General features: G+C 60.2%; 12 protein-coding genes. 5 read left to right on the top strand and 7 right to left on the bottom strand.

All coding sequences use genetic code 11. The annotated features are described in order from the left end of the window. The first annotated feature begins 4 nt into the window (after positions 1-4). Positions 5-847 carry a siderophore-interacting protein gene (locus ACYVDM_RS22595; RefSeq protein WP_460475476.1) on the top strand — a complete coding sequence of 281 codons (843 nt, stop codon included), beginning with the start codon at positions 5-7 and terminating at the stop codon, positions 845-847. 54 nt (positions 848-901) lie between these two features. On the opposite strand, the gene ACYVDM_RS22590 is transcribed toward ACYVDM_RS22595, so the two are convergent. Beyond that, the gene (locus tag ACYVDM_RS22590; protein ID WP_415789818.1) at positions 902-1,681 is read right to left on the bottom strand and encodes an IclR family transcriptional regulator domain-containing protein; all 780 of its coding nucleotides are present in this window, start codon (positions 1,679-1,681) and stop codon (positions 902-904) included. A gap of 95 nt (positions 1,682-1,776) precedes the next feature. Here ACYVDM_RS22590 and ACYVDM_RS22585 point away from each other — a divergent pair, with 95 nt between their 5' ends. The 3 genes from ACYVDM_RS22585 to hpaI are packed head-to-tail and all read left to right on the top strand — an operon-like array spanning position 1,777 to position 4,428. Next, positions 1,777-2,664 (top strand): TauD/TfdA dioxygenase family protein, encoded by an 888-nt coding sequence (locus ACYVDM_RS22585; RefSeq protein ID WP_415789816.1) that lies wholly within the window; start codon positions 1,777-1,779, stop codon positions 2,662-2,664. Between the two features lie 19 nt (positions 2,665-2,683). Beyond that, positions 2,684-3,664, top strand: coding sequence for a Bug family tripartite tricarboxylate transporter substrate binding protein (locus tag ACYVDM_RS22580; RefSeq protein ID WP_415789814.1), 981 nt, complete (start codon positions 2,684-2,686; stop codon positions 3,662-3,664). A gap of 2 nt (positions 3,665-3,666) precedes the next feature. After that, on the top strand, positions 3,667-4,428 hold the full coding sequence (gene hpaI, locus ACYVDM_RS22575; RefSeq protein WP_415789812.1) for a 4-hydroxy-2-oxoheptanedioate aldolase: 762 nt from the start codon (positions 3,667-3,669) through the stop codon (positions 4,426-4,428). A 198-nt stretch (positions 4,429-4,626) separates the two neighbouring features. Here hpaI and ACYVDM_RS22570 read toward each other — a convergent pair whose 3' ends face one another. The 5 genes from ACYVDM_RS22570 to ACYVDM_RS22550 are packed head-to-tail and all read right to left on the bottom strand — an operon-like array spanning position 4,627 to position 10,746. Next, positions 4,627-5,934: a four-carbon acid sugar kinase family protein gene (locus ACYVDM_RS22570; RefSeq protein WP_415789810.1), complete on the bottom strand. Its 1,308-nt coding sequence runs from the start codon at positions 5,932-5,934 to the stop codon at positions 4,627-4,629. Further along, complete coding sequence (locus ACYVDM_RS22565) at positions 5,931-7,205, bottom strand: ribulose-bisphosphate carboxylase large subunit family protein (protein WP_415789808.1); 1,275 nt, start codon at positions 7,203-7,205, stop codon at positions 5,931-5,933. Before ACYVDM_RS22565 ends, ACYVDM_RS22570 begins: the two co-directional genes overlap by 4 nt. Further along, positions 7,202-7,741 (bottom strand): VOC family protein, encoded by a 540-nt coding sequence (locus ACYVDM_RS22560; RefSeq protein ID WP_415789806.1) that lies wholly within the window; start codon positions 7,739-7,741, stop codon positions 7,202-7,204. Before ACYVDM_RS22560 ends, ACYVDM_RS22565 begins: the two co-directional genes overlap by 4 nt. A gap of 42 nt (positions 7,742-7,783) precedes the next feature. Beyond that, positions 7,784-9,715, bottom strand: a complete 1,932-nt coding sequence (locus ACYVDM_RS22555) for a TRAP transporter large permease (RefSeq protein WP_415789804.1) — start codon at positions 9,713-9,715, stop codon at positions 7,784-7,786. After that, positions 9,715-10,746 (bottom strand): TRAP transporter substrate-binding protein, encoded by a 1,032-nt coding sequence (locus ACYVDM_RS22550; RefSeq protein ID WP_415789802.1) that lies wholly within the window; start codon positions 10,744-10,746, stop codon positions 9,715-9,717. The genes ACYVDM_RS22555 and ACYVDM_RS22550 overlap by 1 nt, the downstream gene beginning before the upstream one ends. A 253-nt stretch (positions 10,747-10,999) precedes the next feature. Here ACYVDM_RS22550 and ACYVDM_RS22545 point away from each other — a divergent pair, with 253 nt between their 5' ends. Continuing rightward, the gene (locus ACYVDM_RS22545; protein ID WP_415789800.1) at positions 11,000-12,064 is read left to right on the top strand and encodes a LacI family DNA-binding transcriptional regulator; all 1,065 of its coding nucleotides are present in this window, start codon (positions 11,000-11,002) and stop codon (positions 12,062-12,064) included. Positions 12,065-12,101: 37 nt separating this feature from the next. On the opposite strand, the gene ACYVDM_RS22540 is transcribed toward ACYVDM_RS22545, so the two are convergent. After that, on the bottom strand, positions 12,102-13,031 hold the full coding sequence (locus ACYVDM_RS22540; protein WP_415790320.1) for a LysR family transcriptional regulator: 930 nt from the start codon (positions 13,029-13,031) through the stop codon (positions 12,102-12,104). Positions 13,032-13,084 lie beyond the last annotated feature (53 nt).

Raw genomic sequence — 13,084 nt, 5'->3', positions numbered from 1 at the left:
ATTCATGGATCACTCCACCACCGACCGCTACGCCGTACAAAAAGTCCGACACCCCTTGAAAGCCCGCTTGCTGCAAGTCCGCCGCGTACGTCCCTTGAGCCCGCATATGGTGCGCATCACCCTCACGGGCGACGACCTGGCAGACTTTCTCTCTGCATCGTTTGATGACCACGTCAAAATCTTCCTGCCCGAAGGCGACGCCCTGCCTGTCATCCCCATCATCGGCCCCAAAGGCCCTGAATTTCCCCAAGACATGCCACGTCCCGCAGCTCGCGACTACACCCCGCGCTGCTACAACGTCGGCACCAACGAACTCGACATCGATTTCGTCCTGCACGACCACGGCCCGGCCGGCCGATGGGCGGCCCAAGCCCAGCCTGGCCAACACCTGGGCATCGCGGGCCCGCGCGGGTCATTCATCATTCCGCATGACTTCGATTGGCATCTGCTGATCGGCGACGAAACTGCCCTGCCCGCCATCTCTCGCCGCCTCGAAGAACTGCCGGCCGGCAAGCGCGTGCTCGCCATCATCCAGACCCACACCTCCGACGCTCGCATCGAGTTACCCACACGAACCGACGCCACGATTCAATGGGTAGACGACGCTGCCGATTCAGCCCCGCCAATATCGACCTCAACGGGTGTCATGTCAGCGCTGGAACGTGCCGTTCGCCAACTGACATTACCCGACGGTAACGGCTATATCTGGGCCGCAGGCGAGTCCACCGCCATCCGCGACATACGGCAATATCTCGTACAAGAACGCGGCATCGACAAATCCCGCATTCGGGCCGCCAGCTACTGGCGTGCCGGCAATGCCGGCACGCACGAAGTCATCGAAGATTAAGTAGACGCACAGTCGTTTGCAGAATGCGATTCACAGACGGCGCCGGAATCTTAGTCATGTCAGCCCCGCACTGATGTCCCGGGCCAATCGCTGCAAACTCGGCAAAAAGTGAGGGACAACCCCTTCCGGCGGATGCTTGGCTTGATTAAGGCTGGTCGTCAATGCCGCCACGAGTTGGCCTTCGCGATTGTGGACAGGCACTGCCAGCGCGCAGACACCTAATTCAAAATGCTGACTGGCCAACGCATAACCGCACTCCTGCGCGGTGCGTATCGCCGCGCGCAAATCATCGGCGTCGACCAACGTGTGCGGCGTCAAGCGATCAAAAGGCGCCCGGGCAAGGAAAGCATTCAGCTCGTCTGCCTGGAGCTGGGCCAACAGCACATGCCCCGTGGATGTCGCATGTGCCGGCAAGCGCTCACCCGTGATCAGTCGTCGTGCCGAGGGGCTGCGGATCTCGGCACGGGCCACATAAATAATGTCGTCCTTGTCCAGCACGGACAACGAACATATCTCGCCGTGATCGCGCGCAAACTGCTCCAGATAGGGCAGCGCCACTTCGCGCAGCGACAACGAATTCAAATAGGAATAGCCGATATCCAGCACGGCGGGAGTCAGTGAAAACGTGCGTCCGTCAATCCGCGCATAACCCAGCGTCACCAGGGTATGCAGCAGACGCCGTGCCCCGGCGGGCGTGACCCCCGCTCGCTCAGCCACCTCGGACAGCGTCAACGCCTGGCTGTTGGGGCCAAAGGCGCGAATCACCGCCAGCCCGCGAGCGAAAGCCTCAACGAACAAGTCGCTGCCCTTGGGTAATCCCTGATGTTGAGACACGGCGATATCCCTTACGATTTTCTATAGAAGAAATTATTTTCTACAGTCGAAATAATAAATCACTTTCTGACCAGAAAACCTAAGGAGATTCCCTAATGCTGGACATCGCGCCGGTGGCCGACGACTTCGTGGCAGAGATCGTCGGGATCGATCTGACCCAACCCCTTGCACCCGAACAGGAGCAGGCCCTGCGGGCCGCCCTCGATCAATACGCGGTATTAGTTCTTCCGGACCAACCGCTCAACGAGGAGCAGCAACTACGCGTCGCGCAAATCTACGGCCCGCTGGAAACCTCGGTCGGTACCTATACCGCCAGCGACAAAAAACAACGACGCCTGGGGCATGCGCAGTTATCCGACATTTCCAACCTGGACGAGACCGGCGAGTTGATGAATGACACCGACATTCGCCGATTGGTATTGCTGGGCAACCAGCTATGGCACACCGACAGTTCGTTCAAATCCACCCCGGCCAGCGCCTCGTTACTGAGCGCACAAGAAGTGCCCCCAGTAGGAGGCGCCACCGAATTCGCCGACATGCGCGCGGCCTGGGATGCGCTGGACGCTGATACACAGGTCCAGATCCAGGACCTGATTGCCATTCACGACTATTTCCACTCGCGCAGCCTGCTGGGCATGGAGGCGCAAGTCATCCCCGATGAGTGGCGGGCACGCCAACCCCCCGTCCGACAGGTACTGGTGCGCAACAACGCTTACAACGGTCGTCGGTCGCTCTACCTGGCCTCTCATATCAAAGCGATCGAGAACATGGACGACCAAGCCAGTCGCGCGCTGCTGCACAAACTGATGGCCTTTGCCACACAGCCGCAATTCATCTATCGCCATCGTTGGCGTGCCAATGATCTTGTTATCTGGGACAACCGCTGCACCATGCATCGCGGCACCAACTACAACCAGAAATACCGCCGCGCCATGCGTCGCGCGACCGCACAAGATGCGGGCCCCACGATTTCAACGCAATAACAACACAGGAGAGACAACCATGAAACTATCCACACATTTGACCCGCTGCGCCAGACTGAGCCTGGGCATTCTGATAGGCGCATTGGCGAACCCTGCAGCACACGCCGCCTATCCAGACCAGCCGATCACCATCGTCGTGCCATTCGGCGCGGGCTCGGGCACCGACGCGATCGCGCGCATGGTCGCTCAAGGCCTGAGCGAGGAATTGGGCCAACCGGCGGCAGTCGCCAACAAGCCCGGTGCAGGCGGCATCATCGGCGCATCGTTCGTCGCCAACAGCGAACCCGATGGCCACACACTGCTGGTCGCCACCAGCGGCCCCATGGCCGCCAACGCCAGCCTGTACAGCAAGTTGCCCTACGACCCACTCGCCGACTTCGAACCCATCGCCATCGTCGCCAAGCGCCCGATGGTCGTCCTCGCCAGCAAAGAGGCCAAGGGCAAAACACTGAACGAGATCGTCGCCGAAGCGAAAGCCAACCCCGGCAAAGTGAACTTTGGCTCCAGCAACACTACCTCGCGCGTATTCGTCGAACTGCTCAAGAAGAGCAAGGACATCCAGGTGGAAACCGTGCTGTACAAGGACGTAAGCAGCCTGATGACCGACTTGATCAGCGGTCGCGTGTCGTACGCCTTTGAAGATGCCGGGCCATCGCTCACCCAAATCAAGGCCGACCGCGTCAACCTGGTAGCCGTCGCGGACAAAAAGCGTGCCGGGTTTGCCCCCGACACCGCCGCCACCAGCGAAGATGACTTCGACGACCATGGTCTGGTAACGTGGTATGCCGTCTTCGCCCCCAAAAACACCCCACCTGACGTCGTGGCCAAACTCAATCAAACCATCAACGCGTACATCCAAGGCCCCGCCATGAAAAAAATGGCGGACGACGTCGGACTGGAACTCACCAACGTAACGCCCAGCGAATTCAAAGAATTCCAACAAAAGGAAGTCACCAAGTGGCAGCATCTGGTCGAACTCACTGGCGTCAAACTGGACTAATCATGGCAACTGACAACGCATTTAAACAAGCATTACAAAACCGCCAGCGCCAAATCGGCCTGTGGGTGTCCATGGCCAACCCCTACACCGCAGAAATGTGCGCCGCCTGCGGTTTCGACTGGCTACTCATCGATGGCGAACACTCGCCCAACGACCTCACCGCCATCCTGGGTCAATTACAGGCCGTCGCCCCCTACCCCAGCCATGCCGTGGTCCGCCCACCCATCGGCGAAACGTGGATGATCAAACAATTGCTGGACATGGGCGCCACCAACCTGCTGATCCCCATGGTGGAGACGGCCGACCAAGCACGCGAGCTCGTACAAGCCGTGCGCTACCCGCCGCATGGCGTGCGCGGCGTCGGCGCACGCTTAGCCCGCGTATCGCAATTCGGCGCGCAACCCGACTATCTACAAAAGGCCAACGACCGGATTTGCCTGCTCGTTCAAATCGAATCCCAACAGGCCCTCGACAACCTCGATGAAATCGCCGCCGTCGAGGGCATTGATGGCATCTTCATCGGCCCATCCGACCTGTCCGCCTCAATGGGATTCCTCGGTCAACCCGGCCACCCCGAAGTCCAAGCCGCCATCGCCGATGCCGTCAAACGGCTAGCCGCCGCCGGCAAACCCTCGGGCATCCTCAGCCTGGACGAAGAGGAATCCCGACGCCACGTAGAAATGGGCATCACCTTTGTCGCCGTCGGCGGCGACATCGCCATCCTGACCGATGGCGCCAGAGCCCTAGCCAAACGATTTAAGTAGTCCTCCGGGCAAGAACAGCACCAAAGGCAACTCCCTGCTGCAGTCTCGGCGGGTCTCGCGGGCTATCGGCCCGGACCTGTTGGAGAGAGGGAAGTCCCCGCAGGGGACATCAGGCGCATGGTTTGCGCCTGAGCCGAACGACCAGGTCCGGGCCGATAGCCCGCGAGACCCGCCGAGACGTGTCAACAGCGATAACCCTCACGCGCCAAACAAAAGCCGCTCAAACAAATCCTCAGCCCCCATCTGCCCCCCCTTGAGCATGACCTCCATGCCATCGAACGCAGGCACATCGCTATGCAATCGACACAATGCAACCCCAGGCTGCATCCGCGCCACATGCGACAACCCCCACGCATCCAACGCCTGCATCGCCAAACTGGAGCTATCCCCGCCCGCAACGCCAAAACGCTTAACGGGCGCACGACGCAACACCGCATCCAGCAAACGTCCGCCCGCGCTCGCCAGCGCCTGACTTTGGACCCCCCCCGTGCGCTCGCCTTGGGCGTTATCCATCCAGGCCAGCACGTGATGTCCCTCGCGTAACAACCCGGCCAACTCCGCCGTGATCGCTTCTTGATAAGCCGCATCGTTGCCAGCCAAACGCACGGGATCCAGACAAATCTTGCGATACGACGTCGCGGCCTGTATTTGCCGTGCCGTCATCGGCGACAAACTACCCGCCAGCAACAACACCGGCCCCTGCGCCGCCTCAAACGTATCAAATGCAGTCAAAGCCCGAGATGCCGCATCGCCCCACTGCGCGCCTAGCGCTTCCGTCACGCTGCTCGCGCCCACTGCCAGTAAAGACTCCGTCGACGATGCGCGAGCCAACACCGCACCAATCGCTTCTAAATGCTCAGACGCCGCGACGTCGAATAGCACCGCATCCGCCCCACTATTCCACACGGCCAACATACGTGCCGCCATCGCTTGCGCGCCTTGAGCACACGACCGTATGTCGATGCTCTCAACGTGCCCTGCCCCCAAGTTGGCAAAATGACAACGCAGATCCGCCTCGTTCATCGGCGTGACGGGATGCTTGCTCATCGTGGGGTGTCGGTCGATGCGACGCACTTCGCCATCCGCCGCCGCGAACAATTGCCCGAACACACAGAACCGACCCAGGCTAGGCTGGCCACCGATGATGAACGGCTTATCCTGATCGACCGCACGCCCTAGCATCTCCATGGCGACGGCAATATTGCCGACGTGCAGCGCACTATCAAAGGTGGAGCACACCTTGTAGTGCACCACGCGGGGAGCGAGTGTCCGAAAGAACTCGGCCACGGGTTTCAGGGTTGTGCGCATCGCGTCAGGCGCCATGGCACGCGTCGCCCCCGCAATGCCCAGGCAATCCAGCGGACCGACTTGCGCCAACTGCGCTGCCGTCGGCACACCGAAAAACAGCAGGCTACGCAAACCCGCCCGCGTTGCCGTCGCGAGTGCATCCGTCGCACCCGTGAAATCGTCGCCGTAATACGCCAGGCGAGGCGAAGCCACACTCATTTTGATCCGAAAAATGCCAACGCCCGCGCCAACTCAGGCGCTTGCCGCGCGGCGTCCGCCAGATCCGTACCACGACTCACGGCCTGCCATGCCTGACGGATGCTAGTCACCCCCGCGGCCGGACCATCGGGATGAGCCAGAATGCCGCCGCCCGCCATGAACAACAAGTCGTCGCGAGCAATGGCATTCCAGGTGGCAGGCACCGTACCCGCCCACTGTCCCGACGAAAACGCCGGCATCACGGTATCGGCACGATCCAGCCCCGCCGCCAGCGGTGTATAGCAATCTCGGGCGCCCGAGATCACCTCTTCATCAGACTGCGAAAACTTCCCTTGCAACCCGTGTACATGCATATGATCCACACCCGCCAGTCGCCACAGCGTCTGGTAGGCCTGATAACCCATGCCCAGCAACGGATGGCGCGACAAGGCGCCGAAGCCGTTGCGATGGCCGTGCAGCGCCAGCGACGTATGGCGACGCAAGGTTTGAATCGCGGAATACCCGCAGGCATTCATGCTCGCCATCACACACGTACCCTCCTCGCGCTCGACCAGGTCGGCGTGGCGTCGCATGGCATCCGTTTCGTCGGTGATATTGAAAGCCACCATGACCTTCTTGCCAGTGCGTTCCGCGTGCTCGCGCACTACACGCATCACAGCCGGCACACGCTGCGCTAACGGGGCATGCTCCGGATCCGCGCAGACCTCATCGTCCTTGATGAAATCCACGCCAGCGGCGCATAGCTGCGCAACCAATTCGGCCGTCTGTTCAGCCGAAAACCCGACATTGGGCTTGATGATCGTCCCGACCAGCACGCCTGTCGCGACGCCGGTGGCGCGACGCGTGCCGTCGATCCCGACACGCGGAAAATCAAAACGTGAACGATACGATGCCGGTACCTGCAACGTTTCCAGACGCAGGCCCGTAACCTCGCCCAGATCGTACAAATTACCCGCTACCGTGCTGGCCAACGTCGGCAGATTCGCCCCGATATTTGCCGGTGGAAAGGCGATGTCGATACGCGCACGACGCCACGGACCGCGCTGCTGGCGACGCTCGAGCAGCGCGTTAGGCAGGCTGGGGGTGTCCACCTCATCCAGCAACTGAACCGACGTTACCGTTGCGCGCGCACGGGCGCGCAGATCATCCGTCTCGCCCGCGACACGCGTAAACGTGCCGCAAGACTGCTCGCCCGCCATGACTTCAGCGACTTTGGCGGGGTCCAGCGGCGTCTCGATGACGTAACTGGCGAGGATGCGCTCACTGCTCATTGCGCCCCCAGATCGGGAAACGGACGAATCAGATCGCTGCCGTCCCAACCTTCGGACGCTTCGCGGATCTGCTGGAACATGCGGCCTTTCGCGCCCGCCACTTCCGACAACTCGATCACCGTACCGGGATGGTATTCAGTATTGAAATAGATAAAGCGACCGCGCTCACCGACCTCGCCGCTCATTTTCGGCTTGAAACCCTGTTTCAACAGGCGTTCCAGATCCGCATCGTAGTCCTCGGTCCAATAGGCCACGTGCTGCAACCCCGTGCGGCCCGCTTGCAAGAAATCGCGATACATCGACGGCACGTCATTACGTGTCTGAATCAACTCGACCTGCACAAAACCCGAGTTCGCCAGGGCAACCGAATTATGCGGTTCATACGACTGGTCGTCGTATTGGTAATTCACGATGGGTACGCGCGGGTTATAGAACCACGGACCGACGCCCAGCGTCTTGCCCCAGTAGTCCATAGCGGCCTCGATGTCAGGCACCACATAGCCCAACTGGCGGATCTGGCCGAGGAAACGGCTCATGACAATGCTCCCGTGCAAAAGTACGAAAAAAGAAGATGAGACTTACAGGAAACCGATGGAGATCCAGGGGATCGCGGCCACTAGAATCAAGCCCACGATCAGGGCGGCCATATATCCCCAGATTGGACCGATACCTTCGTTGGGATCGACCTTGCCCACTGCACAAGCGCCGTAGTAGCCCACGCCGAACGGTGGTGCGAACAGGCCCACGCCCATGGCCAGAATGACCACCATGGCGTACTGCACCTCGTGGATACCTACCTCGCGCGCGATGGGAAACATCAGCGGTCCGAACAACACGATCGCGGGAATGCCTTCGAGCACGCTGCCCAGCACAATGAATGCGACCAGCGACACCGCCATAAAGGTGAATTTTCCGCCAGGCAAATTGGCCATGGTCTCCGCCAGATCATGGGCAAAGCCCGATTGCGTGAGTGCCCAGGCCATCGCCGTCGCGCAGCCGATGATGAACAAGATGGCGCCGGACAAGGTCGCGGTTTCAATCAGGATGCCCGGCAAGCGCGGCCAATCGAACTGGCGATACATCAACAGCCCCGCCAGCACGGCGTACGCAATACCGATCGTCGAGACCTCTGTCGCCGTCGCGACGCCTTCGACCACGGCGGCACGAATCACAAACGGCAAGGCCAGCGCCGGCAACGCGACCACGAATGTTTTACCTATCAGCTTGCGCGACACACGCGGCACCGCGCTCAGATCTTCGTGGCGATAGCGCCACCACACGATCACGCACAGTGCCAGGCCCAGCACCAGGCCCGGCAGCAGGCCGCCCGTAAACAACGCGGCGATGGACACACCCGTCACCGAACCAATGGTGATCAGCACAATAGACGGTGGAATCGTTTCGGTTTGTGCACCCGTGGTCGACAGCAGTGCGATCAGGTCACCCGGTTTCGCGCCGCGCTTTTTCATTTCGGGCAGCAACACCGGGGCAATCGCGGCCATATCCGCGGTTTTAGAGCCAGAGATTCCCGACACCAGGTACATACCGCCAATCAACACATAGTTCAGCCCGCCACGCACATGACCCAGCAGGCTGGCGAGGAACTGCACCATGGCGCGCGCCATGCCGGTCATTTCGATCAGCATGCCCAACAGCACAAACAACGGCACCGCCAACAACATCAAGTGCGACATGCCCTCGTCCAAACGCCCTACCATCACCACCATGGGAGTACGCGTCGTCAGGGCAAGGAAGCCAAACGTCGCCAGCGCAAAAGAAAACGCAATGGGCACACCGGCAAACACGCACGCACCCACCACACCCGCAAAGAAAATCAATAGATTCAGTTTGCCCAGTGACATCAACCACGGCCCGGCCAGCCAGAACACGATCGCGATCGCCGCGGCCGTCAGCAAGGCGGGAACCACTTGACGCGTGTGCTCGGTGCGCAGCAAGCGCACCACGCACACGAACAGCATCAGCAACGTTCCCGTCGGCAATGCGAACGCACGCCACGCATTACTGACCTCCATCGCCGGCGTGACGATGATCATTTCCTCGATCGCGTATTCCCAGGCATGCGGCATCAACAAGACCAGAAACACCAATGCGGCCGCCAGTGCAAAGGTCTCCAGAAACGCCCTCGTCTCGGGTTTGCTCTTGCTGACAAATGCCGTCATGCGCATATGCGCGCCGCGACGCAGCGCGATCACCGCCCCCAGCATCGACAACCACAGGAACATGATCGATGCGAGCTCATCCGTCCAGATGATGGGCTCATGCAACACATAACGGGCCACGACGCCCGACAACAACACAGCGACCTCCGCCAACACCAGCAGGGCGGCAGGCCATTCCGACACGACGCCCAACGCGCGGTCGAGCCAGGCCAACAGACCTCCACCTGGCCGAACCGAGATGGGTGCAGTGGCCGCTGTCGCTGCCGAAACCAGACTTTCCGCGGGCGGCGCGACCCCGACCGCGGCCTGACTATCGTGGCCCGAATTCATTAGGACACCTTACCGACAGACGCTTCCAACAAGGCCCAGGCTTCGTCGCCAAACTTCTTCTTCCATTCGGCATAGAAACCCGCCTTGCGCAATTGCTCGCGGAAGCTGGCGGTTTCAGTGGCATTGAAGACCATACCTTTTTCGGTAAGGTCCGCTTGCAAGGTCTTATTGAGCTCGGCCAAATCGGCACGCTGCTGCAGGCCAGCGTCGTTAAACGCGTTGGTGTAAATCGCCTTCAAGTCATCCGGCAGACCACGCCAGGCACGACCATTGATCACCAAGTGGTAACCGTCCCAGCTATGGTTGGTCAGTGAACAATACTTCTGTACCTCGAACAGCTTCGCGGTCTGCAAGATCACCAACGGGTTTTCCTGTGCATCCACCACCTTGGTCTGCAAGGCGGAGTACACCTCGCTGAACTGCAAGCTGGTCGGCGCGGCCTGCAAGGCCTTGAACAACGAGATCGCCATCGGGCTGACCGGCACGCGGATCTTGATTCCGTCCAGGTCCGCCGCGGTCTTGATCGGACCCGCGCTACTCGTCACTTGGCGAAAGCCGTTATCCCACATCTTGTCCAGCGTATGCAGACCCACCTTGGCAAAGGCTGCACGGACACGGTTGCCCAGTTCGCCGTCGACGGCCTTCCAGACTTCCTGATCGTTCTCGAATGCAAAACCGACCGCGGTAATCGCGCTAATCGGTGTCAAGGTAGCAATCACCATGGTCCCGGCGTTGAACATTTCGAGACCGCCGCTGCGCACTTGCGCCAGCATGTCGGTGTCGCCGCCCAACTGGTTGTTCGGAAACAAGCGCACTTCCATACGGCCATTGCTTTCCTTGGCGATACGGGCGGCGGCTTCTTGCGAGCGAATGTTCAGCGGGTGACTGACTGGCAGGTTGTTGCCGTACTTGAATACATACTCGGCCTGCGCACTACTGGCCAAACGAGGCATGCTGACCATGGCCGCCAGCGGCAGGCCTGCCAAAGTGCGCAACGCGCTACGGCGCGTGAAGGCTTTATTGTTCGTCATGACACTGTCTCCTGTGTACAAGCTAGTCGGCGTTACCGACGATATTGAGAATCTCCGACCGGCCCGCCTTGAAGGCGCCGGCTCCACCTGACTTGTTATTGATCTGCGCGCACGACGGCGCAGTTGCAGAGGGGCGTAGGATAGAAGCGCGCGCGGCAATTCTTCAAGCAAGTTTTTTGATGGGTTTTGAGGTAACCCTCAATAGTACGTGTAACGTATAGGCCTTGTATTTAGGCAGGAGCACAGGGAGAACATGCCTAAGGCCTTACCCACCGTGATTGATATTGCGCGGCTCGCTGGTGTGTCCGCCGCGACAGTGGATCGTGCACTGCACCATCGATCTGGCGTCCGTCAGGCGACGTTGCAACGTGTCCTGAAAGCCGCGGCGGAGCTGCAATACCTGCCTCAGGCCGAGCTGTATGCCGCCATGGCGCCGCCGCCCATGCGCCTGCTCTTCATCTTGCCCAGCCGCAGCAGCCGCTTTTTATGGATGCTGGGTGAATGGGTCAAGCATTCCCAAGAACATTGGGCGCCCTATAACGTCAGCTGTCGGGTCGCAGCGGTCGAAAGCTTCGACCCCGATGCACTCACACGATTGATGTTGCGGCGCGGCAAACAATGCGACGGGGTCGCGTTCATGGCGCTGGAGCACCCCAAAGTCCGCGAAGCGGTCGCGGACCTCGCCAATCACGGGATTCCCACCGTCACGCTGGTCTCCGATCTGTCCCACTCTCAACGCAACGCGTATGTGGGTCTGGATAATCGTGCCGCCGGACGCACGGCGGCGCATTTGATCGGTCGTTTTCTGCGCCCCGCCCAGGGTGGTGGCCCCCACCACGATCCTCAGCGGCGTGCCAAAGTCGCCCTATTGGCCGGCTCGCTTGACTACCGCGCCCACGAAGAGCGCGAAGCGGGATTTCTACACCTGTTTACCGAGCAATACCCCGACATGCGTGTCGTGGGACTGCGCGAGGGTTATGACGACCCGCAGACCAACTATCGACAAACCCAGGCTCTGCTGAAAGAGCACCCCGACCTGGCGGCCATTTACAACATAGGCAGCGGCTCCGAAGGCATCGGACAGGCATTGAAAGAATGTGGACGCCAGCACGATATCGCGTTCATCGGACATGGCTTGACGCCCGAGACCCGTGCGCTGCTGATTGACGGCAGCATGGATGCGGTCATCAATCAAAGCCCATTGACCACCATCCTGAACAGCATCCGGATTTTTGCGAACCTACGCGATCATCGCAGCATGCTCTCGGGCGTAGAGGCGACGCGCACGGATGTGATTTTCAGGGAAAACCTGCCGTAAACGAACCGGCTCACGCCGTAGACCGCCGGGGACAATCCTAGCCATCGTGCAAAGGCACATGTGGCAAGAATGCACCCGCCACCTCGAACGCGCATTCCTGGCGAGCAATGTCGATCACGGTCGCAGCGACAGGATTCACGAGATGTTTTTTGTACACCGCGTAGTAATTGATGGTCGGCAGATCAGGCTGCACATCAAGCTGTCGCAATAGGCCACGCTCAACCAGCGGCGCGAAATACGCCCCCGGCAAGTAACTGATTCCGAGCCCAAGCATTGTTAACTGAGCCATCATGCCCAAGCTATTGCACGTCAGCACCCGTTTAACGGATAGGCCCTGTTCGACAAACCACGCATCGTACAAATGCGACAAGGCTGAATTGGTGGGCTGGGAAATCACCGGGTACGGGGCTAAATCATGCGGCGTTAGCGGCGTCGACGCCGCGATGTCCAGTCGTGGGCTGGCCATCCAGACATTCGTTACTGCCCCCAGATGAACACAATCGTACTGATAGCTCCAAAACGGCCCGGGCATGATGGCGAGATCCAGCTGGCCTTGCTCCAGACGCTCGTACAGTGTGATGCCGCCATCGATCTCTGGCATGAGCTGCACACGCGGATAGTCTTGGCTGATCTGACTGATCAACCGGGCCAGCCATGTCATACCCACCAGTTCTGTGACCCCCAGACGCACGACGCCTTCGACGCTGGCGGCGTCGGCCATGCTTCGCACGATGCGACTGTTCAACTCCAACATCTCGTTGGCCAGATCGAACAATCGACGGCCGTGCTGCGTCAGCGAAAGCCGTTTGGCTCGCCGTTCAAACAGTGGCGCACCGGTAAACGACTCGAGTTCACCCACCCGTTTGGCCACGGCTGATTGAGTGGTGTGCAGTTTTTTGGACGACGCGCTGAAACTGCCAAGCTGCGCGCTCCAGTAGAACGCCTCAAGTTGCTTCAGGGTATACATCGCGGTGGGCGCCAAATATCTGGGAACCACCACCATACCATCCCCCCCAGATG

This window comes from Bordetella tumulicola, assembly GCF_054779135.1.
Note: the sequence above shows the minus strand (reverse complement) of the source record. Positions and strands in the feature narration are given on the sequence as shown.